Source organism: Cupriavidus sp. IDO (assembly GCF_000812465.1).
Lineage (GTDB): Bacteria > Pseudomonadota > Gammaproteobacteria > Burkholderiales > Burkholderiaceae > Cupriavidus.
Genome location: NZ_JWMA01000034.1, coordinates 1 through 25,789, shown reverse-complemented (window position 1 = coordinate 25,789; position 25,789 = coordinate 1). Strand labels below are relative to the sequence as shown.

The window sequence follows — 25,789 nt, the reverse complement described above, 5'->3', positions numbered from 1 at the left end:
GCTTGGCTATGCTTCGTCCGCCGACAGGCCGGGCGCATGCCCGGCAAGCGGCTTCTTCCTTGTTTGCCGCTTTCCCGATGCTGTCCTGCCGATTCCCCGCCGCGCCGTTGCGCCCGATTCTTGCCCGATGCCTGGCGGCCCTGCTGGCGCTGGCGAGCTGCGTCCCGGCCATGGCGCAGGAGGAAGCCGCGCCGCCGGCTTCAGTCGAGCCGCCCACGCCTGCGGAGGATGTCTTTGCCTTCCACGGCCAGGCCACCTACGTCTGGCAACGCAAGCCGGCCTTCAATGCCGCTTACTCGGGCCCGAACAGCCTCGGCACCGAGCGCGCCAAGAGCTACTCCTTCAGCACCACGCTGGACCTGGGCCTGCGCCTGTGGCGCGGCGCGGAGTTCCACTTCAACCCGGAGGTCACGCAGGGCGTGCCATTCTCCGAGCTGCACGGCATGGGCGGGCTGACCAACGGCGAGCTGGCCAAGGTATCGAGCACCAGCCCGGTGTTTTATCGCGCCCGCGCCTTTGTCCGGCAGACATGGGGGCTGGGCGGCGGCAGCGAGGAGCTGGAGGCGGATTTCAACCAGTTCGCCCGCACGGTGGACAAGCGCCGCGTGGTGCTGACCGCGGGCAATTTCGGCGTGCTCGATGTGTTCGACCAGAATGAATTCGGCTCGGACCCGCGCACGCAGTTCATGAACTGGTCGTTCCTGACCTTTGGTGCGTTCGACTATCCGGCCGATGCGCGCGGCTATAACTGGGGCGTGTCACTCGAGTACATCGGCGACGACTGGTCGGTGCGCATCGGGCGCTTCCTGCAGCCGGTGGAATCGAACGGGCTGGAGCTGGACACACGGATGTTCGAGCACTACGGCGATATCCTGGAGCTGGAGAAGCGTTACAAGCTGGCCGGCCGTCCCGGTACGGCGCGCCTGCTGTTCTTCCGCAACAAGGCGCGCATGGGCGCGTTCAGCGATGCACTGCAATTCGGCATCGCCAACAACACCACGCCCGACGTGGCCGACGTGCGGCGGGAGCACGCCAAGACCGGCGTTGGCCTGGCGTTCCTGCAGCAGGTCACCGATTCGCTCGGCGTGTTCGCGCGTGCCAGCATGTCAGACGACAAGACCGAAACCTATGCCTTCACGGAAGTCGGCAAGCAGGTCTCGCTCGGTGGCGTACTGAAAGGCAGTGCGTGGGGCCGGGCGCGCGATGCGCTGGGCGTGGCGGTGGCGGTGAACATGCTCGGCTCGGACCACCGGGCCTATCTCGCGGCAGGCGGGCAGGGCGCGTTCCTGGGCGACGGCGCGCTCAACTACGGGCCGGAGCAGGTGTTCGAGATCTACTACAGCTTCCAGCCCTTCAAATACCTGAGCATCAGTCCGGATTTCCAGTATGTGCGCAATCCCGGGTACAACCGTGATCGCGGTCCCGCGAAGTTCTACGGGGTGCGCTTCCACGCGGAGTTCTGAAAGCGCGGTATCAACGCGTCACTGTCGGGCGTTGCGCTTGTTGTCCGGCCAGGCCGTATTGAAGTTGGTCCGGAATGGATTGATATCCAGCCCGCCGCGCCGCGTGTAGCGCGCGTAGACTGCCAGCTTGACCGGCCTGCACTGCCGCATCACGTCCATGAAGATCCGCTCCACGCACTGCTCGTGGAATTCATTGTGATTGCGGAACGAGATCAGGTACTTCAGCAGCCCTTCCTGGTTGATCGGTGCGCCCACGTAGGTGATCTGCACGCTGCCCCAGTCAGGCTGGCCGGTGACCAGGCAGTTCGACTTCAGCAGGTGCGACACCAGCGTTTCCTCTACCGGCGTCTCTTCCTGGTCCGCGCGCAGCAGTTCGGGCGCCGGCTCGTAGCGGTCCACTTCGATGTCGAGGCGATCGAGCAGCAGGCCGTCGAGTTCGCCCATCTTCTGCTTGCCCAGATCCGCCTCGCTCACCAGGCGCACCTGCACCGTGCCGCCGGTGGCTTCCGACAGGTCGTGATGCAGCAACTGCTGCAGCGCCTCCGGCGAAGCGATCTTCGTCTGGTTGAATGAATTCAGGTACAGCTTGAACGACTTCGATTCGATGATGTTCGGCGTATCCGACGGGATGATGAACGTGGCCAGCGCAACCTGCGGCTTGCCCTTCATGTTCAGCCACGACAGCTCGTAGGCGTTCCAGATGTCGACGCCGAAGAACGGCACCGCCTTGCCTTCGGGCAGGCCGATTTCCGTGCGCTTGGGTTGCCGCGGAATGGGGAACAGCAGCGCGGGATCGTATTCGGTCTTGTAGGCCGAGGGTTTGCCCAGCGGCGAGTGTTCGGGGAGGCTCATGGTGCGGTCGATCCGGCGAGGAACAGCTTGTAGACCGGATTGTCGGTCTCGTCCCAGTGTACGTAACCCAGCGTCGAAAGGAAGTCGCGGAAGGCGCGCTTCTCGTTCTTCGGCACCTGGATGCCGACCAGGATGTTCGACGTATCGGCGCCCTGGTTGCGGTAGTGGAACAGGCTGATGTTCCAGTTCGGGCTCATGCTCGAGAGGAAGCGCATCAGCGCGCCCGGGCGCTCCGGAAACTCGAAGCGGTACAGCAGTTCGTCATGCGCCAGCGGCGAGCGGCCGCCCACCATGTAGCGGATATGCTGCTTGGCCAGTTCGTCGTTGGACAGATCGAGCGTGTCGAAGCCGTGGCGGCGGAAGCTGGCGGCGATCTTGTCGTTCTCGGCGCGGCTGGCGATCTGCACGCCGACGAAGATATGCGCCGTGCTCTTGTCGGCAATGCGGTAGTTGAACTCGGTCACGCTGCGCGTGCCCACCAGCTCGCAGAAGCGCTTGAAGCTGCCGCGCTCCTCGGGGATGGTCACGGCGAACACGCCTTCGCGCGCTTCGCCCACCTCGGCGCGCTCCGCTACGAAGCGCAGGCGGTCGAAGTTCATATTGGCGCCGCAGGCAATGGCGATCAGATGCTGGCCCTTGAGCTTCTCGCGCTCGGCGTACAGCTTGAGGCCCGCCACCGCCAGCGCGCCGGCCGGCTCGAGAATGCTGCGGGTGTCCTGGAAGACGTCCTTCACGCCGGCGCAGATGGCATCGGTGTCCACCAGCACGATCTCGTCGACCAGCTCGCGGCTGATGCGGAAGGTTTCCTTGCCCACCAGCTTGACCGCGGTGCCGTCCGAGAACAGGCCCACTTCCTTCAGCTCGATGCGCTTGCCCGCGTCGATCGAACGCTTCATCGCATCGGAGTCCACGGTCTGCACGCCGATCACCTTGATCTCGGGGCGCACCGCCTTGATGTACGACGCGATGCCGGAGATCAGTCCGCCGCCGCCGATGGCGACAAAGACCGCGTGGATCGGGCCCGGATGCTGGCGCAGGATCTCCATGGCGATAGTGCCCTGGCCGGCGATGACTTCAGGATCGTCGAACGGATGGATGAACGTCAGCTTGTGCTTCTTCTCCAGCTCGGCGGCGTGCGTGTAGGCGTCGCTGTAGGACTCGCCGTGCAGCACGATCTCCACCCACTGGCCGCCGCGTTCGCGCACGGCATCGATCTTCACCTGCGGCGTGGTCACCGGCATGGCGATGATCGCCTTGCACTGCAGCCGCGCCGCGGACAGCGCCACGCCCTGCGCATGGTTGCCGGCCGACGCCGCGATCACGCCGCGCTTGAGTTCTTCCGGCGTGAGCGATGCCATCTTGTTGTACGCGCCGCGCAGCTTGAACGAGAACACCGGCTGGGTGTCTTCGCGCTTGAACCAGACCGAATTGCCGGTGCGCGCCGACAGGTTGTGCGCATAGGTGAGCTCGGTCTCCTGTGCCACGTCATAGACCTTGGCGGTCAGGATCTTCTTGAGATAGTCGGGTCTGGCGGCGGGCTTGCGGGTCATGGTCGGCGGAGGCGCCGGCGGGGGCGGCGCAAAAAAGGCGGAAATTTTGGCGGAAACCGCCAATGATAAAGGATCGGGCGCGCGAGCAAGGCGCCGGCGCCGCATGGGCCGTATATGTGCTGTGCAAGGTTCATGCGATCCGAGTGGCTTAAGGCCCACCCGCAGCGCACCGGCAGCGCATGAGGCGCCGCGTGTCAGCGTACTGCGGATGCTGCCCGGCTGGCGTGCAATTTGATTGGCTTTTGTAGGACGGCGCCCGGTGGACGCTCGCCAGATTGACGTGTTACGGTGTATCGCGATGCCTCAGCTACCGCTCATCGAACCCAATACCGCCCTGTTCCTGGACTTTGACGGCACCCTGGCCGACCTGGCGCCGCGCCCGGAACTCGTGCAGGTCGAGCCGGAACTGGTCGGTACGCTGCGTGCGCTCTATGAGCGCCTGGACGGCGCACTGGCCATCATTTCCGGGCGGCCGATCGTCGAACTCGATCATTTCCTGCAACCGCTCACGCTGCCGGCCGCAGGCGTGCACGGTGCCGAATTCCGCACCGACGGCGGGCAAATGTCCAAAATCCCCGCGCCGGGCCTGGACCCGCTGATCCCGCACCTGGAGGCCTTGGTGCACGCATACCCGGGCCTGCGGCTCGAGCGCAAATCCGTTGCCGTTGCCATCCACTTCCGCGCTGTGCCGGAACTGGAGGGCCTGGTGCACGCTGCCGTGACCGACGTGATGCGCCATGCCGTCGGGCTGGAAGCGCTGCCCGGCAAGATGGTGGTCGAAATCAAGCCGGCCGGCGTCGACAAGGGCGATGCCATTGCCGCCTTCATGAAGGCGCCGCCATTCGCGCAGCGCCTGCCGGTCTTTGCCGGCGACGACGTGACCGACGAGGCCGGCTTTGCCGCCGTGCGCAAGCTTGGCGGCCTCGGCGTGCTGGTCGGGCAGCGCCAGACCATGGCCAGCGTCAGCGTGACCGGGCCGGCCGCGCTTCGCTGCTGGCTGCACCGCTCGGCGCGGGCGCTGGACAGCGCGGCGCACGAGCAGCCGGTGGCTGCGCAAAGCACCGCGGCACCCGCGGCACCCACAACGACATCTTGAGGGAGGATTCGCTGTGACCAATCCGAGCAGCACCGGCGAGCTGGGCAAACCGCCGACCGAAGGCATGTGCAAGACCGTGGACGGCAACAAGCGCTTTGCCGATCCGTCGCTATCGCTGGGCATGATCGGCAACTGTTCGTTCTCCGCGCTGGTCGATGCGCGCGGCCGCATCGTCTGGGCCTGCCTGCCGCGCTTTGATGGCGATCCCGTCTTCAACGCCCTGCTGGACCCGAGTGAGAACGCCGGGCATTTCTCGATCGAGATCGAGGACTTCCACGCGTCGAGCCAGTGGTATGAACCCAATACGGCCATCCTGCGCACGCGCCTGTCGGACACGCACGGCAACTGCCTGGAGATCACCGATTTCGCGCCGCGCTTTTTCCGGCTCGGGCGGTATTTCCGCCCGATCACGCTGATCCGGCGCATCCGCCCGGTCCGTGGCGCGCCGCGGGTCAGGGTGGTGGTTGCGCCGCGTTTCGACTGGGGCCGGATCGTGCCGGAGATCACGCGCGGCAGCAGCCACGTGCGTTACATCGGCGACGGCATGACCCTGCGCATGACCACCGACGCGCCGCTGGCCTATGTGCTGTCGCATACGCCTTTCCTGGTCACGCGCAGCCACAATTTCATCCTCGGCCCGGACGAGACGCTCGCGCACGGCGTGGAAGAAACCGCGCGCGAGTTCGAGCAGGAAACCACCTCGTACTGGCGCCTGTGGAGCCGGCGCCTGGCCGTGCCGCGCGAATGGCAGGAGGCGGTGATCCGCGCCGCCATCACCCTCAAGCTGTCGCTGTACGAGGAAACCGGCGCCATCGTCGCCGCCATGACTACCAGCATTCCGGAGGCGCCGGGCAGCGGCCGTAACTGGGACTACCGCTACTGCTGGCTGCGCGACGCGTTTTTTGTCGTGCGCGCGCTCAACAGCCTGTCCGAAGTCGGCACGATGGAGGATTACCTGCGCTGGCTGTCGAATGTGGTGGTGCAGTCGCAGGACGGGCACATCCAGCCCCTGTATGGCATTGGCCTGGAACGGGAGTTGCCGGAAAGCATGCTCGATCATCTGCCCGGCTATCGGGGCATGGGGCCGGTGCGCGTGGGCAACCAGGCGCAGGAGCACTTCCAGCACGATGTCTATGGCAACGTGGTGCTGGGCGCGGCGCAGGCCTTCCATGACCACCGGCTGCTGCACCGTGGCGGCCCGGCCGAATTCCACCGGCTGGAAGAAGTCGGCGAGCAGGCGGTGAAGGTGTTCGGCACGCCCGACGCCGGCATGTGGGAGCTGCGCACGCGCGCCCGCGTGCATACCTCGTCGGCGCTGATGAGCTGGGCGGCCTGCGACCGGCTGGCCAAGATCGGCGAGAAGCTGGCGCTGCCAGAACGTGCGGCGTACTGGCACGATCACGCACGGCGCATGAAAGACCGCATCCTTGCCGAATCGTGGAGCGAATCGCGCCAGGCCTTTGCCGAGAGCTTTGGCGGGCGCGAGCTCGATGCCAGCGTGCTGCTGATGGGCGAGGTCAATTTCATCGAGCCGCGCGATCCGCGCTTTATTGCCACGGTCAAGGCGCTGGAGGAATCGCTGTGCGATGGCCCCTACATGCGCCGCTACGAAGCCCCCGACGATTTCGGCAAGCCCGAGACAGCCTTCAATATCTGCACCTTCTGGCGCATCGACGCGCTGGCGCGCATCGGCCGCCGCGAGGAAGCGCGCGAGATCTTCGAGGCCATGCTGGCCGCGCGCAATCCGCTAGGGCTGCTGTCTGAAGACACACATCCGGTCACCGGCGAGATGTGGGGCAATTTCCCGCAGACGTACTCGATGGTCGGCCTGATCAACGGTGCCATGCGGCTGTCGGCGCCGTGGGACGACATCATCTGAAGGCGCGGCTTGCTACGGGCGCCGCCAGACTAAGACCAGAGGACTAAAAGAACAATATATGGGCAGACTTGTAGCGGTATCCAACCGGGTTGCCGATCCGCGCAATGTCGCGGCCGGCGGCCTGGCGGTCGCGCTTTCCGAAGCGCTGCGGCAAACCGGCGGGCTCTGGTTCGGCTGGAGCGGCAAATCGTATGAGGCGGCGCAGGGCGGCACGCCGGGCGAGGGCGAACTGCATGTGCAGCAGGCCGGCAACGTGACACTCGCGACGGTCGACCTGAGCCGCGAAGACCATGACGCCTATTACCTTGGCTACAGTAACGGCGTGCTGTGGCCGGTGTTCCACTACCGGCTCGACCTGGCCGACTTCGATTCGAATTTCCTCAATGGCTACCGCCGCGTGAACCAGCTGTTTGCGCGCAAGCTGGCGCCGCTGCTGGAGCCGGACGACGTCATCTGGATCCACGACTACCACCTGATCCCGCTGGCTGCCGAGTTGCGCGCGATCGGCTGCGGGCAGCGGATCGGCTTTTTCCTGCACATCCCGCTGCCGCCGCCGCTGATCCTCGCCGCGATCCCGCAGCACGAATGGCTGATGCGCGCGCTGTTCGCCTACGACCTGCTGGGCTTCCAGAGCCACGCGGACGTGGAGCACTTCTCGCGCTATGTGCAGAACGAGGCGTTTGCCGAACCCATGGGCGAGCACCGCTTCCGCGCCTTCCACCGCACCGTGCGGGCGCAGGCCTTCCCGATCGGGATCGACGTCGACGAGTTCATCGAGCTGGGCCGCGGCGAGGATGCGCGGGAGACCTACGAGATGATGCGGGCGCAGTATTCCAGCCGTCGCCTGCTGTTGGGCATCGACCGGCTCGACTACTCGAAGGGACTGCCGCAGCGGCTCAAGGCGTTCTACCGGCTGCTGGCGGAGTACCCCGAAAACCGCATGAGCGCGACGCTGGTGCAGATCGCTGCGCCGTCGCGCGAATCGGTGGATGCCTATGCCGACCTGCGTAGCGAGATGGAGCGCCTGAGCGGTGCGATCAACGGCGAGTTCGGCGAGCTGGACTGGATGCCAGTGCGCTACATCCACCGCACCACGGCACGCAAGCGGCTGCCGGGACTGTGCCGCGCGAGCCGGGTGGCGCTGGTGACGCCGCTGCGCGATGGCATGAATCTGGTCGCCAAGGAATTCATTGCCGCGCAGGACCCGGAAGACCCCGGCGTGCTGGTGCTGTCGCGTTTTGCCGGTGCCGCGGAACAGCTCAGGGAGGCACTGCTGGTGAATCCCTACGACACGCGCGCCACCGCCCAGGCGATCCAGCAGGGGCTGCACATGCCGCTGGCCGAGCGCCAGTCGCGGCACCAGAAACTGCTGGAGCGCATCCGCGCGCAGGACGTGCACTGGTGGAGCAGCGAATATCTGCGCGCGCTGTCGGAGACAGAAGGCGGCTGAACGGCCGCGTGAGGAGGATTGCCATGGGCGAGAAGCTCGAAACCCAGACCTGCACGCCATGCCGCGGCGGCATTCCGCCGCTGGAGCGCGCGGAAGCCGAAGCCTTGCTGCAGCAAGCGCCGGGCTGGACGCTAGCGGACGATGCCACCCGGCTCGAACGCAGCTTCAGCTTCCGCAACTTCGCTCAGGCGCTGGCTTTTGTCACCGGCGTAGGGCAGCTGGCGGAAGCGCAGGGCCATCATCCGGAAATCAGCTTTGGCTGGGGGCACGCCACGGTTTCGTGGAAGACGAAGAAGATCAAGGGCCTGCACCAGAACGACTTCATCATGGCGGCAAAGACGAGTGCGCTGGCGGAGTCGATGCCGCAAGCGCAGCCATAGCTTTCAGCGCAGGTCGCCAGGCGTATCCACATCGCGGAAGGCGCCATCATCCTCGGTCAGGATGCGAGTGACGGGTTGCGTCTTCAGCAAATCACGCGCGCCCTCATCGCCATCGAGCTTGAGCAGTTCATCCCGCCACGCGGCGCCGAAGCCGACCGGATGCCCGCGTTGCCCGTTGCGCCACGGTGCGGCGATGGTGTCCGGCGTGGTGATGGTCAGCGCCACGGCCCTGACCAGTTCCAGCGGCAGCCACGGCATGTCCGCCAGCGCCACGACCCAGCCACGCGCATCGGGCGTGGCGGCCACCGCGGCGCGCAGGGCCGCGCCCATGCCTGCCTCGGCTTCGGCCGACTCAATCACGCGGCAGCCTGCGCGGCGCAGCTCTTCGGCCAGCGCTGGATTGCCGGGCCGGATCACGGCGACCGACGCTGGCAGCGCCACGGCCAGCGTGCGCGCGCTGCGCCACGCAATGGTGCGGCCGCCGGGCATCGCCTCCAGCAACTTGTTGCGCTTGCCCGCCGCGTCGAAGCGGCGGCCGAAGCCGGCGGCCAGCAGGATGCCGGTGGGCAGGTCGGTGTTCAGCAGCGGGGCGTTCGGCGCGGCGGTCATGGCCTTCCTTACGTTGTACAGCTGCTGCCTTCGCTGGCAGCCATTTCGCGAGCCGCCTTGGCGCCTTCCACCTGCAGGATGTCGGGCAACGAGACGTGGTTCTTCGCAGCGATCACCTCGGCCAGGATCGAGATTGCGATCTCGGGCGGCGTGCGGCTGCCGATGTAGATGCCCACCGGCCCGTGCAGCCGGGCCAGCTGCAGTTCGGTCAGGTCGAATTCCTTGAGCCGTTCGCGCCGCGCCTGGTTGTTGCGCCGCGAGCCCAGCGCGCCTACGTAGAAGGCGCGCGTGCGCAGCGCTTCCATCAAGGCGAGGTCGTCCAGCTTGGGATCGTGCGTGAGCGCGATGACCGCGCAGCGCTCGTCGAGCTGCATGTCGGTGACGGTGTCGTCCGGCATGGTGCGTACCATGGTCACGCCGGCGATGTCCCACGTTTCGGTGTATTCCTCGCGCGGATCGCACACGGTGACCTGGAAGCCGAGGCCTACAGCGATCTGGCACAGGTACTTGGATAATTGCCCAGCACCGATCACCAGCATGCGATAGCGCGGACCGTGAATGGTCAGCAGGATCTTGCCGTCGAACGCCAGGCCGTCGGTGGCCTCGGCGGGCCCGAGCGTTGCCTTGCCAGTGGCCATATCAAGCGTTCGGGCCACCAGCCGGCCGTTCTCGACGGCGTCCAGCAGTTCCGCAATGCCGCTGTCAGGCTTGAGCGGTTCGGTCACCAGCTCGATCGTGCCGCCGCAGGGCAGGCCGAAGCGGTGGGCTTCCTCTGCGCTGATGCCGTACTTGATGGCTTCGGGCAGCGTAGCGTCGATACCCTTGCGATGCACACGATCGATGATGTCGTCTTCGATGCAGCCGCCCGAGACCGAGCCTACCACCAGGCCGTCATCGCGCACGGCCAGCATCGCGCCTTCGGGGCGGGGCGACGAGCCCCATGTCCTGACTACCGTGACCAGCAAAACGCGATGGCCTTCCCGCTGCCAGCGCACGCTGCTTTTCAGGACTTCGAGATCCACGCTGTCCATGATCGTTTCCGCTTCTTTTCACCTGATTGTTGATCCTCGCCATCGCCTTCGGCGGGTGTTTCATTTCCTGCTTCGGCGGGCTCGTCCTGCGCCGGCGGGGACACTGCTTCCGTGAAGCGCGTGAAGAAGGTGTCTGCCATCTTGCGCGCGGCCGCATCCACCAGCCGGGAGCCGATCTGCGCGATCTTGCCGCCCACCTGTGCGTGCACGGTATAGCTCAGCACCGTCTCGTCGCCTTCGGGCGCCAGCGACACGCGTGCAACGCCCTTGCCGAAGCCGGCGGCGCCGCCCTGTCCGTCGAACTGGATGGTATAGCTGTCGGGCGCCTGGATGTCCTGCAGTTCCATGCGTCCCTTGAAGCGCGCCTTGACCGGCCCAACCGCGGCGGTCAGTGCCAGCAGGTAGGCATTTTCGCCGTCAGGCTCGATGCTCTCACATCCGGGAATGCATTGCTTGAGTAGCTCCGTGTCGTTGAGCGCCTCCCATGCCACCTGTTGCGGCACCGGCAGGCGCTGGCTCTGGGTCATTTCCATGGCGGGGTTTCCTTGGCAGGGCCGTTGTGTTCCGACAGCAGGGATTCCAGCGCAAACAGGCTGTCGAGGTTATGTGCGGGACGCAGCGCGTCCACGTGCGGCAGGATGGCCTGCACGCCGCGCGCCTGTGGAGTGAAGCCGGGGTAACGCAGCAGCGGATTGAGCCAGACGATGCGATGCGCAAAGCGCCGCAGCCGCGCCATTTCGCTGCCGAGCAGGTCGATCTGCTCGTGATCGAGGCCATCGGTTACCAGCAGCACGGTGGCGCGCCCGGACAAGGTCCTGCGCGCCCAGTGGCGGTTGAAGCTGGCCAGCGCCGCGCCGATGCGCGTGCCGCCGGCCCAGTCACGCACCTGGCCGGTGATGACTGCCACGGCTTCATCCGGGTCGCGTTCACGCAGCGAGCGGGTGATATTGGTCAGCCGCGTGCCGAACAGGAACACGGACATCCGCTCGCGCGACTGCATCAGCGCATGGCAGAAGTACAGCACGGCACGCGAGTACTGGCTCATCGATCCTGAGATGTCGAGCAGCAGCACCACTGGCGGTTTGCGCTCTGCATGCTTGCGGTATTTCCAGCGCAGCCATTCGCCGTGCTGGCGGACGGCGAGCCGCGCGCTCGCGCGCAGGTCGGCGTGCGTGCCGCAGGTGGCCGCGCGCAGCCGGCGGGTGCGCTGCAGGGCGAGATGCGTGCGGCGCGTGCGGATCAGGTGCTGCAGGGCGCGCCATTCCTGCGCGTTCAGCGTTTCGAAATCGCGCTGCGCGAGGCGCTCCTGGTCGGAGAAGGTGAGCGGGACGGCAAAGCGCTCTGCTTCGCTCTGCGGCTGGCGCGCCGGTAGTTCCGGCTGGCGCGCGGCCAGCGCATCGGCCAGCCGGTTGCTGCGCCGCGGCGGCGGGGCGCCGGCATCCACGCGCGGCAGCAGCAGCGCGCGCAGCTTGCCTTCCCAGTCCGGGTCGCGCCAGAAGAGGTCGAAGGCGGCATCGAACAAGGGCCGCTGGTCGGGCCCGGACAGCACCAGCGCGGCCAGTGCGGCGCGCACTTCCGCGCGCCGGCCGATGTCGACATACTGCAGCGCACCCAGCGCATCGACCGCATGCGCCGGCGACAAGCCAAAGCCGGCATCGCGCAGCAGGCGCATGAAGTGCGTGACATTGCGTGCCAGCATCGGCATCGGCGATGCCGGTGCCGTCTCGCGGGCTGGGTGCAGCATGGCCATTGCCTCAGGCTCCGGGCGCGGCGCTCGCCAGCAGTTCGGCCACGGTCGGGCCGTCGGCGCGGGCCAGGTCGTCCTGGTACTTGAGCAGCACGCCCAGCGTGTCGCGCACGGACTGCGGATCGAGCTCAGTCACGCCCAGCGCGGACAGCGCGCGGCACCAGTCGATGGCTTCGGCAATGCCGGGCGCCTTGAACAGGTCGATGCCGCGCAGCCGGTGGATGAAGTCGATGGCCTGCGCCTGCAGGCGCGAAGCCGCCTCCGGCGCGCGCGCGGCGACAATCTGCAGTTCGCGCTCGCGCTCGGGGTAGCCCATCCACTGGTACAGGCAGCGGCGCTTGAGCGCGTCGTGCACTTCGCGCGTGCGGTTGGACGTGACGATGATCAGCGGTGGCTGCTCCGCACGCACCACGCCGATCTCGGGAATCGACACCTGATACTCCGACAGCACCTCCAGCAGGAAGGCCTCGAACGGTTCGTCGGCGCGGTCGATCTCGTCGATCAGCAGCACGCGCGGCACGCCGGGAGCAGCCGGGTCCGGCAGTAGGGCTTCCAGCAGCGGGCGCTTGAGCAGGAAGTCATCGTGGTAGAGCGACTGCGCTTCAGGGCGCTCGCCGCGTGCCTCGGCCAGCCGCAGCGCCATGATCTGGCGCGGGTAGTCCCATTCGTAGAGTGCGCTGGCGGCATCGAGACCTTCGTAGCATTGCAAGCGCAGCAAGCGTGTGCCGAGCACGTTGGCCATCGCCAGCGCCAGCGCGGTCTTGCCGACGCCGGGCTCGCCTTCGAGGAACAAGGGGCGCTGCATGCGCAGCGCGAGGTACAGCACCGTGGCGGTTTCGCGGTCGGCGAAATACTGCTGGCGTTCGAGCTGGGCGAGGGTCTGGTCGATGGAGTCGGGGAGCATGAAAAATCTGGTCTGCTTTGTGGATAGTGCCGCCGGTTGTCTCCCCTCTCCCATTTGTGGGAGAGGGGAGAGGGGAGACAACAATGGGCAGAGGTGAAGCTCCGCTACCCCTTCAATGCCTGCTCCACCGCCCTTGCCGCGAGCACCGGAATCAGATGCGCGCGATACTCCGCAGACGCATGCAGGTCGGTGTTCAACCTGGAGGGACCGATCTTCACCGCACGTGCCGCCGCTGCCGTGAAGCTGGCCGACAACGCCTGCTCCAGCGGCTGGCAGCGGAATACGCTGTCGGCCGCGCCGGTGACCGCCACGCGCACCGTGTTGCCGGTGCGCGCCACCATCACGCCGACCAGCGCAAAGCGCGAGGCGGGGTTGGCAAACTTGATATAGGCGGCCTGGTCCGGGATCGGGAAGCGCACGGCGGTGATCAGCTCGTCCGGCTCCAGCGCGGTTTCGTAGAGGCCCTTGAAGAAGTCGTCGGCCTTGATGGAGCGTCGGTCGGTGACCACCGTGGCGCCAAGCCCCAGCACGGCAGCCGGGTAGCAGGCGGCGGGATCATCGTTGGCGAGCGAGCCGCCGATCGTGCCCATCGCGCGTACCTGGCGGTCGCCGATGCCGCCGGCCAGTGCTGCCAGCGCGGGAATGCGGCGCCGCACCTCGGCATTGGCGGCCACGTCGGCGTGGCGCGCCGCCGCGCCGATCACCACCTCGTTGTTCTCGACGCGGATGTCGGCCATGCCGGGAATGCGCGAGACATCGATCAGCGCGGATGGCGCCGCCAGCCGCAGTTTCATGGCGGCCAGCAGGCTCTGGCCGCCGCCGAGGAACTTGGCATCGGGATCGGCCTTCAGCTTCGCGACGGCCGCCTTGGCGTCTGTCGCGCGTTCAAACTGGAATGCGTACATGTCGGTTTCCTTTCCGGTTCGTCCGTGGGGCCGATCAGGGGCGGGCCGCCTGGATGGCCTGCCACACGCGGTGGGGCGTGGCGGGCATCTGCAGGTCCTTGACGCCCAGCGGCGACAGCGCGTCCACCAGCGCATTGATGAAGGCAGGCGGCGAGCCGATCGCGCCGGCTTCGCCACAGCCTTTCACGCCCAGCGGGTTGTGCGTGCAGGGCGTGCCCTTGGCCGTTTCCACGGTGAAGTCGGGCAGGTCGCCGGCGCGCGGCATGGCGTAGTCCATATAGGAGCCGGTCAGCAGCTGGCCGCTGTCGTCGTCATAGATGCACTGCTCCAGCATGGCCTGGCCCAGGCCCTGGCCGATGCCGCCGTGGACCTGGCCTTCGACGATCATCGGATTGATGACATTGCCGAAGTCATCGACCGCGGTGAACTTCACCACCTGCGATTCGCCGGTGTCGGGGTCGACTTCCACCTCGCACACATAGGCCCCGGAGGGGTAGGTGAAGTTGGTCGGATCGTAGAAGGCGTTTTCGTTGAGGCCGGGTTCGAGCTTGTCGAGCGGATAGTTGTGCGGCACGTAGGCCGTCAGCGCGACTTCGCCGAAGGTCTTGCTGCGGTCGGTGCCGGCCACGCTGAACACCCCGTTCTTGAACTCGATGTCGGCGTCGGACGCCTCCAGCAGGTGCGCGGCAATCTTCTTGGCCTTGGCTTCGATCTTGTCGAGTGCCTTCATGATGGCCGAGCCGCCCACCGCCAGCGAGCGCGAGCCGTAAGTGCCCATGCCGAACGGCACGCGGCCGGTGTCGCCGTGGACAATCTCGACGGCTTCCAGCGCAATGCCGAGCCGGTCCGCCACGATCTGTGCGAAGGTGGTTTCGTGGCCCTGGCCGTGGCTGTGCGAGCCGGTGAACACGGTCACGGTGCCGGTCGGGTGGACGCGGATCTCGCCCACTTCGAACAGCCCCGCGCGTGCGCCCAGTGCGCCGGCGATGTTCGACGGCGCCAGCCCGCAGGCCTCGATGTAGCAGGAGTAGCCGAGGCCGCGCAGCTTGCCGCGCTGCTTCGCTTCATCGCGGCGGGCGGGGAAGCCCTTCACGTCGGCCAGCTCCTGCGCGCGGGCCAGGCACGGCTCATAGTCGCCGGTGTCGTAGGTCAGGCCGACCGGCGTGGCATACGGGAACTGGCGGATAAAGTTCTTGCGGCGGATCTCGGCGGGATCCATCTTCATCTCGTGTGCCGCCGCTTCCACCAGGCGCTCGACCACGTAGGTGGCCTCGGGGCGCCCGGCGCCGCGGTAGGCATCCACCGGCGCGGTGTTGGTGAAGACCGCCTTCACCTCGGCGTAGATCGCCGGCGTGGTGTACTGGCCGGCAAGCAGGGTCGCGTAGAGGATGGTGGGCACGCTGCTGGCAAACGTCGACAGGTACGCGCCCATGTTGGCGGTGGTGTGCACGCGCATGGCCAGGAATTTGCCGTCGGCGTCCATCGCCAGCTCGGCCTTGGTCACGTGGTCGCGGCCGTGCGCATCGGTCAGGAATGACTCGGAGCGCTCGGCGGTCCACTTGATCGGCCGGCCGACCTTCTTCGAGGCCCAGGTGAGCGCGACGTCCTCCGGATACAGGAAGATCTTCGAACCGAAGCCGCCGCCCACGTCCGGCGCGATGATGCGCAGGCGCGATTCGGGCAGGCCCAGCACGAAGGCGCCCATCAGCAGGCGCTCCACATGCGGGTTCTGGTTGGCGACGTACACGGTGTAGCTGTCGTCCTGGCGCGCATAGCTGGCGTTGACCGCGCGCGGCTCGATCGCGTTGGGGATCAGGCGGTTGTTGACGATCTCCAGCGTGGTCACGTGCGCGGCCTTGGCGAAGGCCGCGTCGGTAGCGGCCTTGTCGCCGTGGCCCCAGGTGTAGCAGGTGTTGGCGGGCACGTCGTCGTGCACCAGGCTGCTGGCCGAAGCAGCCTGCGCGGCGCTCACCACGGCGGGCAGTTCCTCGTAATCGACGTCGATCTTCTCGGCGGCGTCCCTGGCCTGCTGCAGCGTCTCGGCCACCACCAGCGCCACCTGGTCGCCCACGTGGCGCACTTTGCCCTGTGCGATGACGGGGTGTGGCGGCTCCTTCATCGGCGTGCCGTCGATGCTATGGATCAGCCAGCCGCAGGGCAGGCCGCCCACCTTGTCGGCAGCCATGTCTTCGCCGGTCAGCACGGCAATCACGCCGGGCGAGGCGAGCGCCTCGGTCTTGTCGATGGACTTGATGCGCGCATGCGCGTGCGGCGAGCGCAGGAAATAGCCGTAGCTCTGCTGCGGCAGCACGATGTCGTCGGTGTACTGGCCGTTGCCGGTCAGGAAGCGGTAGTCTTCCTTGCGCTTGACAGAGGCGCCGATCAGCCGCTGGTTTTCGGGTGCGTTCATGGCGGTTCCCCTTATTCGGCGCCGGTGGTGCCGCGCATGGCGGCCTGGCCCTGCTGCACCGCGCGCACGATGTTGTGGTAGCCAGTGCAGCGGCACAGATTGCCTTCGAGATGATGGCGGATCGCGGCGGCGTCCGCGTCGGGCTGTTCCTTCACCAGTGCGGTGGCGCTCATCACCATGCCGGGCGTGCAGAAGCCGCATTGCAGGCCGTGGCACTCGCGGAAGGCTTCCTGCATCGGGTGCAGCTTGCCGTCGGCAGCCAGTCCCTCGATGGTCGTGACCTCGGCGCCGTCCGCCTGCAGCGCCAGCATGTTGCAGGACTTGACCGCGCGCCCGTCGAGGTGCACGGTGCACGCGCCGCACTGGGCAGTGTCGCAACCAACATGGGTGCCGGTCAGGCGCAGCTGTTCGCGCAGGAACTGGACCAGGAGGGTGTTGGGTTCTACCTGGGCGTCAACGGGCTTGCCATTGACCGTCAGGCGGATAGGAATCGCCATGCTTGTCTCCATGTGTGTGGACGCGCATGGCCAACTTCCCGAAAGATCACTGCGCGGGACTGGCCACTGCGCGGTACTGCCGCTTGATACGGCTATTTCGTGATATGGGTGCTGATGGTGCGATATTTCCTGCGGCCGGCGAACGATTGGCCGCGACAGGCTCTAACAGTTAATCACAAAACCTGCGGCCCTGCCATGTGGATAGTCCGTGACCCGAAGGGGGGGCGGCAGGCCCCACTGCTAGAATGGCCCGGCCCCCCGCCCCGCTTGCGAGCCCGCCTGCATGGAAGCCTTTTTCGAGTGGCTGTTCCAGACCCTTGCCCTGCCGAAGGTGGGGCTGCCAGCCATCTTCGTCGTCAGCCTGGTCTCGGCCACGCTGCTGCCGCTGGGATCGGAGCCGGCGGTGTTCGGGTACATCAAGCTCAATCCCGAGATGTTCTGGCCGGCAATCGTGGTGGCCACGGTAGGCAACACGGCCGGCGGCGCCATCGACTGGTGGCTGGGTTACGCCGCCAAGCTGGCGCTGGTGCGCTACCGCAAACACCGGCAGGAGCGCGAGCACGAACAGGAGCACGCCGAGCATCGCCGCCACGAACGCAAGCCCAGTAAGCCGGTGCTCGACAAGCGCTATTCTCGCTGGATGCGCCGGCTTGGCCCGCCTACGCTGTTATTGTCCTGGTTGCCGGGCGTAGGTGATCCATTGTGCACCCTGGCGGGCTGGCTGCGCCTGTCGTTCTGGCCGAGCCTCGGCTATATGGCGATCGGCAAATTCCTGCGCTACCTCGTCATGACCGGCAGCCTGCTGTGGATTCCTGACAGTTTCTGGCACAACATTGCGCAAACGCTGAAGCACTGGTTCTGATCCGGGCGACCTCCTGCACCGGACAAATGCCGCTAAACCCTTGTTCTTGCAAGGGTTCGCCGATGTTGCGGTGCGGCGAAAGCAGGCCTTGAAGTACAATCGCACTTTAATGAACGATTCGCGCACAGTCCCCGTGCGCAGCAGGAAGCGGTCCCCCAATGAACGCCCCACTCGTGCTCGACGCCAAGCTCGCAGCGCAGGACGCCCCTCCGCGCCTGCGTGAGATTCCCTATAACTACACGTCCTTCTCGGACCGCGAGATCGTGATCCGCCTGCTGGGCGAGGAAGCCTGGCGCATCCTGGACGAGCTTCGCAGCGAGCGCCGCACCGGCCGCTCGGCCCGCATGCTGTATGAAGTGCTGGGCGATATCTGGGTGGTCCGCCGCAACCCGTACCTGCAGGACGACCTGCTCGAGAACCCCAAGCGCCGCCAGATGCTGGTGACCGCGCTGCACCACCGCCTGAGCGAGATCGAGAAGCGCCGCGCCGCCGACCGTGCCGAGCACGCCGAGCCGGCCGCCGAAGACCGCTCGCATCGCGTGGAGCAGCTGGTCGCCTTCGCCAAGCAGGCGATCGAGGACTTCAAGAACGAGTTTGCCGCGGCCTATGACCTGCGCAAGCGCGCGCAGCGCGTGCTGGGCCGGGTGACGCAGAAGGACAACATCAAGTTCGACGGCCTGTCGCGCGTGTCGCACGTAACGGACGCGACCGACTGGCGCGTGGAGTATCCGTTCGTCGTGCTGACGCCGGATAGCGAGGAAGAGATCGCCGGCCTGGTCAAGGGCTGCTTCGAGCTCGGCCTGACCATCATCCCGCGCGGGGGCGGCACCGGCTACACCGGCGGCGCCGTGCCGCTGACGCCGATGAGCGCGGTCATCAATACCGAGAAGCTGGAGCAGCTCGGGCCGGTCGAGGAAACCGACCTGCCGGGCGTGCCGCGCAAGGTCGCGACCATCTTCTCCGGCGCCGGCGTGGTCACGCGCCGCGTGGCCGATGCGGCCGACAAGGCCGGCCTGGTGTTCGCGGTGGACCCGACCTCGATCGATGCCTCGTGCATCGGCGGCAACGTGGCCATGAACGCCGGCGGCAAGAAGGCCGTGCTGTGGGGCACCGCGCTGGACAACCTGGCCTGGTGGCGCATGGTGGACCCGGAGGGCAACTGGCTGGAAATCACCCGGCTGGACCACAACCTGGGCAAGATCCACGACGTGCCGGTGGCTACCTTCGAACTGAAGTGGTCGGACGGCAATCGCGCGCCGGGCGAGAAGGTGCTGCGCACCGAGACTCTGGCGATCGAAGGCCGCAAGTTCCGCAAGGAAGGCCTGGGCAAGGACGTCACCGACAAGTTCCTGGCCGGCCTGCCGGGCGTGCAGAAGGAAGGCTGCGACGGCATCATCACCAGCGCGCGCTGGATCCTGCATCGCATGCCGAAGTACATCCGCACCGTGTGCCTGGAGTTCTTCGGCCAGGCCCGCGACGCGATCCCGAGCATCGTCGAAATCAAGGATTTCCTCGACGCCGAGACCAAAAAGCCGGGCGGCGCCATCCTGGCCGGCCTGGAGCACCTGGACGAGCGCTACCTGCGCGCGGTGGGCTATGCCACCAAGAGCAAGCGCAACGCGTTCCCGAAGATGGTGCTGATCGGCGACATCGTCGGCGACGATGAAGACGCCGTGGCGCGCGCCACCTCCGAAGTCATCCGCATGGCCAACGGCAAGAGCGGCGAAGGCTTTATCGCCGTCAGCCCCGAGGCGCGCAAGAAGTTCTGGCTGGACCGTTCGCGCACCGCGGCCATCGCGAAGCACACCAACGCCTTCAAGATCAACGAAGACGTGGTGATCCCGCTCAACCGCATGGGCGAGTACACCGACGGCATCGAGCGCATCAATATCGAGCTGTCGATCAAGAGCAAGCTCAAGCTGGTCGACACGCTGGAAGCGTTCTTCGCGCGCGGCAACCTGCCGCTGGGCCGCAGCGACGACGCCAACGAGATTCCCAGCGCCGAGCTGCTGGAAGACCGCGTGCAGCACGCGCTGACGCTGCTGCGCGAGATCCGCGCGCGCTGGCGCTACCTGCAGGACCACATGGACGTGCCGCTGGCGCAGGCCAAGGCCTCGCTGATCGGGCATGGGCTGGGACTGCTGGGGCAGGAGTTCGACGCGCGCCTGCAGCATCAGCCTGACGCCACCGTGTTCCACCTGCTGCAGGACCGCACCATCCGCGTGTCCTGGAAGGCCGAGATCCGCGCCGAGCTGCGCAAGATCTTCAACGGCGGCGAATTCAAGCCGATCCTCGACGAGGCGCAGAAGATCCACAAGCAGGTGCTGCGCGGCCGCGTCTTCGTGGCGCTGCACATGCATGCCGGCGACGGCAACGTGCACACCAACATCCCGGTGAACTCCGACGACTACGACATGCTGCAGGACGCCCACCGCGCGGTGGCCCGCATCATGGCGCTGGCGCGTTCGCTCGACGGCGTGATCTCGGGCGAGCACGGCATCGGCATCACCAAGCTGGAATTCCTCACCGAGGAAGAGATCGGCGACTTCCGCACGTACAAGCAGAAGGTCGACCCGCAGGGCCGCTTCAACAAGGGCAAGCTGCTGCCCGGCGCCGACCTGCGCAATGCCTACACGCCGTCGTTCGGCCTGATGGGGCATGAGTCGATCATCATGCAGCAGAGCGATATCGGCGCTATCGCCGAGAGCGTCAAGGACTGCCTGCGCTGCGGCAAGTGCAAGCCGGTGTGCGCCACCCACGTGCCGCGCGCCAACCTGCTGTACAGCCCGCGCAACAAGATCCTGGCGACTTCGCTGCTGGTCGAGGCCTTCCTGTACGAGGAGCAGACCCGCCGCGGCATCTCGGTCAAGCACTGGGACGAGTTCTCCGATGTGGCCGATCACTGCACGGTGTGCCACAAGTGCGTGACGCCGTGCCCGGTCAAGATCGACTTCGGCGACGTGTCGATGAACATGCGCAACCTGCTGCGCAAGATGGGGCAGAAGAAGTTCAACCCCGGCACCGCGGCGTCGATGTTCTTCCTGAACGCCACCAACCCCGAGACCATCAACCTGACCCGCAAGGTCATGATCGACTGGGGCTACAAGGCGCAGCGCCTGGGCAACGAGGTCCTGAAGAAGTTCGCGAAGAAGCAGACCGCGCATCCGCCCGCAACCGTGGGCAAGGCGCCGGTGCGCGAGCAGGTGATCCACTTCATCAACAAGAAGATGCCGGGCAACCTGCCCAAGAAGACGGCGCGCGCGCTGCTCGATATCGAAGACAACGAGATCGTGCCGATCATCCGCGACCCGAAGGCGACTACGCCGGAATCGGAAGCCGTGTTCTATTTCCCGGGCTGCGGCTCGGAGCGGCTGTTCTCGCAGGTCGGGCTGGCCACGCAGGCCATGCTGTGGCACGTTGGCGTGCAGACCGTGCTGCCGCCGGGCTACCTGTGCTGCGGCTATCCGCAGCGCGGCAATGGCCAGTACGACAAGGCCGAGAAGATCGTCACCGACAACCGCGTGCTGTTCCACCGCGTGGCCAACACGCTGAACTACCTCGACATCAAGACCGTGGTGGTCAGCTGCGGCACCTGCTACGACCAGCTCGCCGGGTATGAGTTCGACAAGATCTTCCCGGGCTGCCGCATCATCGATATCCACGAATACCTGCTGGAAAAGGGCGTCAAGCTCGAGGGCGTGACCGGTACGCGCTACATGTACCACGACCCCTGCCATACGCCGATCAAGACGATGGACCCGACCAAGCTGGTCAACGACCTGATGGGCGGCAACACCGGTCTGGGCAAGATCGAGAAGAACGAGCGCTGCTGCGGGGAATCGGGCACGCTGGCGGTGACGCGCCCCGATATCTCGACGCAGGTCCGCTTCCGCAAGGAAGAGGAAATGACGAAGGGCGCGGACAAGCTGCGCGCCGACGGCTTCACCGGCGACGTCAAGATCCTCACCAGCTGCCCGTCGTGCCTGCAGGGCCTGTCGCGTTACAACGAGGATGCTTCGGTCCAGGCGGATTACATCGTGATCGAGATGGCGAAGCATCTGCTGGGCGAGGACTGGATGCCGGACTACGTGGCAAAGGCCAATGCGGGTGGCATCGAGCGGGTGCTGGTGTAAATCCCGCCCATGACGCGTTCACCCAACTGCCCCCTCTGCGAAACCGACGGCGGCGAACTGGTCTGGATGGGCGACCGCGCCCGGCTGATCCTGGTCGAGCACGATCGCTTTCCGGGCTTCTGCCGCGTGGTCTGGAACGACCACGTGGCCGAGCTTAGCGACCTGTCGGATGCCGACCAGGCCTGGCTGATGCGCCTGGTGGTGCGGGCCGAGCGCGTGGTGCGCGAGGTGATGACGCCGGACAAGGTCAACCTGGCCGCCTTCGGCAACATGGTGCCGCACCTGCACTGGCACATCATTCCGCGCTACCGCTGGGACACGCATTTCCCAGAAGCGGTCTGGGCGGCGCCGCAGCGCGCCGCCGATCCGGTGCGCGTGGCAGAATTGGCGGGCCGCCTTCCGGCGCTGCGTGCCGCACTTTCCGCGCTTGGATCGGACGACTGAGCGGCGTGGCCGGCGGCGCAATGTGCGCCGGCGCGCCGCCGCGGAACCCGCGCGGGGCCGGGCACGTCTGATGCCTATTGTCCCGGTGCGCCGCACCGAATCCTGAAAAGAACAAGCCCGCCGGCGGCACGCCGGCAGGTTCGAATCGCAGAGGCCATGTCCACCACGCCGACTTCCGTCACCGTACCGGGCCCCGCCGTACCGGCCCGCGCCCTCAAGATCCAGAGCCGGCTGCGCATGGCGGCAACCTGGGCGCTGATCAAGCCTTACTGGAAGTCCGATGACCGCAAGGCCGGGCTCGGCCTGCTGAGCCTGGTGGTCGCGCTCAATCTTGGCATCGTCTATATCAACGTCCTGCTCACGGAGTGGAACCGCGTGTTCTACAACGCGCTGGAGCAGCATGACTTTGCATCGTTCAAGGTGCTGCTGCTGCGTTTCTCGTGGATCGCGGCCTTCTTTATCGTGGCCGCCATTTCGCGCCAGTACTACACGATGATGCTGCAGATGCGCTGGCGTACCTGGATGACCGGCCGCTTCATGGACCACTGGCTCGATCACCAGGCCTACTACCGCATCGAGCAGACGCATGCGACCGACAACCCGGACCAGCGGATTGCCGATGACCTGCGCCAGTTCACCGACGGCGCGCTGTCGCTGTCGCTCGGCCTGCTCAATTCGGTGGTCACGCTGGCATCGTTCGTGAGCATCCTGTGGACCGTATCCGGCCCGATCAGCATTGCGCTGGGCGGCAGCGAGTTCGTGATTCCTGGCTACATGGTGTGGTTCGCGGTGGGCTATGCGGTGGTCGGCTCGCTGGTGGCGCACCTGGTCGGGCGGCCGCTGATCGGCCTGAATTTCCAGCAGGAGCAGTACGAGGCCGACTTCCGCTTCACGCTGGTGCGGTTGCGCGAGAACAGCGAGCCGGTGGCACTCTACCGCGGCGAGCCGACCGAGCAGGCGGGCCTGCGCGCGCGCTTCGACCGCATCCGTGCCAACTGGAACCAGCTGATGCGCTATACGCGGCGGCTGACCTTCGTCAGCTCCGGCTATGCGCAGTTCGCCATCATCTTCCCGATTCTGGTGGCGGCGCCGCGTTACTTCGCCGGCAAGATGACGCTGGGCGGGCTGATGCAGACCAGCTCTGCGTTCGGGCAGGTGCAAGGGGCGCTGTCGTGGTTTGTCGACAGCTATGCCACGCTGGTCGGATGGAAGGCGGCCGCCAACCGTCTGATCGACTTCCAGGAAGCGATTCGCGTGGCGGAGCGCCAGGACCTGCAGCACCAGGCGACGCGCGACATTGAAGTCGAGCATAGCGGCAAGCCCGACGCCGGCATCTCGATCGACGGCCTGGCGCTGGCCCTGCCGGTGCGCCAGGCGCGCAGCGAGGCGGTCGGGCAGCGTCCGCTGGTGGCGCCGTTCTCGCTGTCGGTGGCGCCGGGCGAACGCTGGCTGGTCAGCGGGCCGTCCGGCTGCGGCAAGAGCGTGCTGTTCCGCGCGCTGGCCGGAATCTGGCCTTACGGCCACGGCACGGTGACGATGCCGGCCGACGCGCGCACGCTGTTCCTGCCGCAGCGCAGCTACCTGCCGATCGGCACGCTGGCCGACGCGCTGGCCTATCCCGATGCCGGCACCGCGCATCCCAGCGAGGCGCTCCAGGTAGTATTGCGGCAGGCGCGGCTGGCCCAGCTGGTGGGTCAGCTCGATGTCTTCGACAACTGGTCGCTGCGGCTCTCGCCCGGCGAGCAGCAGCGGCTGGCGTTCGCCCGCGCGCTGCTGCAGAAGCCACAGTACCTGTTCCTGGACGAGGCCACCAGTGCGCTCGACGAGGAAACCGAGAGCGCCATGTACCGGCTGATGGTCGAAGCCCTGCCGGACGCCACCATCATCAGCATCGCGCACCGCAGCACCGTCGCGGCCTTCCATGGCAGGCGCCTGCGCTATGTGCCGGAAGATGGCGCCGGCGGGCAGGATGGGCAAGGCGAGGTGGCTGCGGTAAGCTATCGGGTTGTATGCGAGGCGTGACGGCCTGCGGTGGCCCGCGCTGATGCCAGGGCCAGCCAGGACGCCACGAGACGCTAATCTATAGAGGCGCCCGCCACGCGGGTGCAATCATCATGGCAGGCCTGGAAAAAGACACTCCCCATCCCACCGCGCTGACCGTCCACACGCAGTCGCGAGTGCTGGAAATCGGCTTCGACAACGGCCGCAGCTTCCGGCTGCCGTTCGAGCTGCTGCGCGTGTATTCGCCCTCGGCCGAGGTGCAGGGCCATGGGCCCGGCCAGGAAGTGCTGCAGACCGGCAAGCGCGACGTCGGCGTGGCGGCGGTGGAGCCGGTTGGCAACTATGCCATCCTGATCCGCTTTTCCGACGGCCACGACACCGGCATCTATTCCTGGGACCTGCTGTACCGCCTCGGCGACAATCAGGACGCGCTCTGGCAGGACTACCTGCAGCGGCTGGAAGCGGCCGGCGCGGACCGCGATACCCCGATGCCTGCCGCCGGCGCCGCTGGTGGCCACGGCTGCGGCCACCACTGAGCCGCGCCTGCAATTCTGGAGTCTGAGATATGAGTGAAACCCACTTCGGGTTCGAGAAGGTCGACGAAGCGGAAAAGGCCGATAAGGTCGCCGGCGTCTTCCATTCGGTGGCAAGCAAGTACGACGTGATGAACGACCTGATGTCGGGCGGCATGCACCGGCTCTGGAAGATGTTCACTATCGCCCAGGCGGGCGTGCGCCCCGGCCACAAGGTGCTCGACATTGCCGGCGGCACCGGCGACCTGTCCAAGGCATTCGCGAAGCAGGCGGGCCCGACCGGCGAGGTCTGGCTGACCGACATCAACGAATCGATGCTGCGCGTGGGCCGCGACCGCCTGCTGAACAAGGGCATCGTGACGCCGGTCTGCCTGTGCGATGCCGAGCGTATCCCGTTCCCGGACAACTACTTCGACCTGGTGACCGTGGCCTTCGGCCTGCGCAACATGACTCACAAGGATGCCGCGCTGGCCGAGATGCGCAGGGTGGTCAAGCCGGGCGGCAAGGTCATGGTGCTGGAGTTTTCCAAGGTCTGGAAGCCACTGGAGAAGGCCTATGATGTCTATTCATTCAAGGTCCTCCCGTGGCTGGGCGAGCGGGTGGCAGGGGATGCCCCTAGCTATCGCTATCTCGCGGAATCGATCAGAATGCATCCTGACCAGGCCTCACTTGTACGCTTGATGGAACATGCGGGCCTGGAGAATGTCGAATACTTCAATCTGACGGCCGGAGTGGTGGCGCTCCACGTCGGGCGAAAGTACTAATACGCCATTCGTTGCTCAAAGATTGGGCAGAACTGACAGGGGATCACTGAATATGTCGTCAATTCGCGGAAAATTCCTGGTGGGGTCGCTGATAGCCGCGATTGCCTTCGGGATGGTGTTCGACGCCAATGCCAAGCGCATCGGCGGCTCGCGCAGCATCGGCAAGCAATCTTCCACCGTGACGCAGCAACGCCAGCAGGCGCCTGCGCAACAGGCGCCGACCCAGCAGCCGGCACAGCAACCGACCCAGGCAGCGCCGGCCACCGCCGGTGCGGCGGG

Annotated in this window: 21 protein-coding genes and 1 pseudogene; 12 read left to right on the top strand and 10 right to left on the bottom strand. The window is 66.5% G+C overall.

Annotated features, from left to right (window positions below; all coding sequences use genetic code 11):
• The first annotated feature begins 170 nt into the window (after positions 1-170).
• Positions 171-1,463 (top strand): carbohydrate porin, encoded by a 1,293-nt coding sequence (locus tag RM96_RS11125; protein ID WP_039010654.1) that lies wholly within the window; start codon positions 171-173, stop codon positions 1,461-1,463.
• Positions 1,464-1,481: 18 nt separating this feature from the next.
• Here the strand turns inward: RM96_RS11125 and queF are convergent, their stop codons facing one another.
• Both queF and ilvA read right to left on the bottom strand, forming a co-directional pair.
• Positions 1,482-2,315, bottom strand: coding sequence for an NADPH-dependent 7-cyano-7-deazaguanine reductase QueF (gene queF, locus RM96_RS11120; RefSeq protein WP_039010502.1), 834 nt, complete (start codon positions 2,313-2,315; stop codon positions 1,482-1,484).
• Complete coding sequence (gene ilvA, locus RM96_RS11115; protein WP_039010500.1) at positions 2,312-3,865, bottom strand: threonine ammonia-lyase, biosynthetic; 1,554 nt, start codon at positions 3,863-3,865, stop codon at positions 2,312-2,314. The genes queF and ilvA overlap by 4 nt, the downstream gene beginning before the upstream one ends.
• A gap of 298 nt (positions 3,866-4,163) precedes the next feature.
• Here ilvA and otsB point away from each other — a divergent pair, with 298 nt between their 5' ends.
• The 4 genes from otsB to RM96_RS11095 all read left to right on the top strand — a co-directional run bounded on the left by otsB (position 4,164) and on the right by RM96_RS11095 (position 8,670).
• On the top strand, positions 4,164-4,961 hold the full coding sequence (otsB, locus tag RM96_RS11110; RefSeq protein ID WP_039010499.1) for a trehalose-phosphatase: 798 nt from the start codon (positions 4,164-4,166) through the stop codon (positions 4,959-4,961).
• A gap of 64 nt (positions 4,962-5,025) precedes the next feature.
• Positions 5,026-6,840: a glycoside hydrolase family 15 protein gene (locus RM96_RS11105; RefSeq protein ID WP_238587232.1), complete on the top strand. Its 1,815-nt coding sequence runs from the start codon at positions 5,026-5,028 to the stop codon at positions 6,838-6,840.
• Between the two features lie 58 nt (positions 6,841-6,898).
• Entirely contained in the window at positions 6,899-8,290 is a 1,392-nt protein-coding gene (gene otsA, locus RM96_RS11100; RefSeq protein ID WP_039010497.1) for an alpha,alpha-trehalose-phosphate synthase (UDP-forming), read from the top strand.
• Positions 8,291-8,313: 23 nt separating this feature from the next.
• Complete coding sequence (locus tag RM96_RS11095) at positions 8,314-8,670, top strand: 4a-hydroxytetrahydrobiopterin dehydratase (RefSeq protein WP_039010495.1); 357 nt, start codon at positions 8,314-8,316, stop codon at positions 8,668-8,670.
• Between the two features lie 3 nt (positions 8,671-8,673).
• Here RM96_RS11095 and RM96_RS11090 read toward each other — a convergent pair whose 3' ends face one another.
• The 8 genes from RM96_RS11090 to RM96_RS11055 form a co-directional block, all read right to left on the bottom strand.
• Complete coding sequence (locus RM96_RS11090) at positions 8,674-9,279, bottom strand: nucleotidyltransferase family protein (RefSeq protein WP_039010494.1); 606 nt, start codon at positions 9,277-9,279, stop codon at positions 8,674-8,676.
• An 8-nt stretch (positions 9,280-9,287) separates the two neighbouring features.
• Complete coding sequence (locus tag RM96_RS11085) at positions 9,288-10,310, bottom strand: XdhC family protein (protein WP_039010493.1); 1,023 nt, start codon at positions 10,308-10,310, stop codon at positions 9,288-9,290.
• Entirely contained in the window at positions 10,283-10,843 is a 561-nt protein-coding gene (locus RM96_RS11080) for a CoxG family protein (RefSeq protein ID WP_039010492.1), read from the bottom strand. The genes RM96_RS11085 and RM96_RS11080 overlap by 28 nt, the downstream gene beginning before the upstream one ends.
• Positions 10,834-12,060: a vWA domain-containing protein gene (locus RM96_RS11075; RefSeq protein WP_039010491.1), complete on the bottom strand. Its 1,227-nt coding sequence runs from the start codon at positions 12,058-12,060 to the stop codon at positions 10,834-10,836. The genes RM96_RS11080 and RM96_RS11075 overlap by 10 nt, the downstream gene beginning before the upstream one ends.
• 4 nt (positions 12,061-12,064) lie before the next feature.
• Positions 12,065-12,961, bottom strand: coding sequence for an AAA family ATPase (locus tag RM96_RS11070; protein WP_039010489.1), 897 nt, complete (start codon positions 12,959-12,961; stop codon positions 12,065-12,067).
• Between the two features lie 104 nt (positions 12,962-13,065).
• Positions 13,066-13,866 (bottom strand): FAD binding domain-containing protein, encoded by an 801-nt coding sequence (locus RM96_RS11065; protein WP_039010488.1) that lies wholly within the window; start codon positions 13,864-13,866, stop codon positions 13,066-13,068.
• A 34-nt stretch (positions 13,867-13,900) separates the two neighbouring features.
• Entirely contained in the window at positions 13,901-16,276 is a 2,376-nt protein-coding gene (locus RM96_RS11060; RefSeq protein WP_039010486.1) for a xanthine dehydrogenase family protein molybdopterin-binding subunit, read from the bottom strand.
• 11 nt (positions 16,277-16,287) lie between these two features.
• A complete protein-coding gene (locus tag RM96_RS11055; RefSeq protein ID WP_039010485.1) occupies positions 16,288-16,773 on the bottom strand; it encodes a (2Fe-2S)-binding protein in 486 nt (161 codons plus the stop codon).
• Positions 16,774-17,056: 283 nt separating this feature from the next.
• On the opposite strand from RM96_RS11055, the gene RM96_RS11050 reads away from it, so the two are divergent.
• The 7 genes and pseudogenes from RM96_RS11050 to RM96_RS11020 all read left to right on the top strand — a co-directional run.
• Positions 17,057-17,635 carry a YqaA family protein gene (locus tag RM96_RS11050; RefSeq protein WP_039010483.1) on the top strand — a complete coding sequence of 193 codons (579 nt, stop codon included), beginning with the start codon at positions 17,057-17,059 and terminating at the stop codon, positions 17,633-17,635.
• Positions 17,636-17,793: 158 nt separating this feature from the next.
• Positions 17,794-21,768 (top strand): DUF3683 domain-containing protein, encoded by a 3,975-nt coding sequence (locus RM96_RS11045; protein WP_039010481.1) that lies wholly within the window; start codon positions 17,794-17,796, stop codon positions 21,766-21,768.
• Between the two features lie 9 nt (positions 21,769-21,777).
• Positions 21,778-22,212, top strand: a complete 435-nt coding sequence (locus RM96_RS11040; RefSeq protein WP_039010479.1) for an HIT family protein — start codon at positions 21,778-21,780, stop codon at positions 22,210-22,212.
• Positions 22,213-22,368: 156 nt separating this feature from the next.
• Entirely contained in the window at positions 22,369-24,234 is a 1,866-nt protein-coding gene (locus tag RM96_RS11035; protein ID WP_039010478.1) for an ABC transporter ATP-binding protein/permease, read from the top strand.
• A 92-nt stretch (positions 24,235-24,326) separates the two neighbouring features.
• The gene (locus tag RM96_RS11030; protein WP_039010477.1) at positions 24,327-24,749 is read left to right on the top strand and encodes a gamma-butyrobetaine hydroxylase-like domain-containing protein; all 423 of its coding nucleotides are present in this window, start codon (positions 24,327-24,329) and stop codon (positions 24,747-24,749) included.
• A 29-nt stretch (positions 24,750-24,778) separates the two neighbouring features.
• Positions 24,779-25,510 (top strand): bifunctional demethylmenaquinone methyltransferase/2-methoxy-6-polyprenyl-1,4-benzoquinol methylase UbiE, encoded by a 732-nt coding sequence (gene ubiE / locus RM96_RS11025; RefSeq protein WP_039010474.1) that lies wholly within the window; start codon positions 24,779-24,781, stop codon positions 25,508-25,510.
• Positions 25,511-25,562: 52 nt separating this feature from the next.
• A pseudogene (locus tag RM96_RS11020) lies at positions 25,563-25,789 on the top strand (hypothetical protein); the annotation flags it as partial.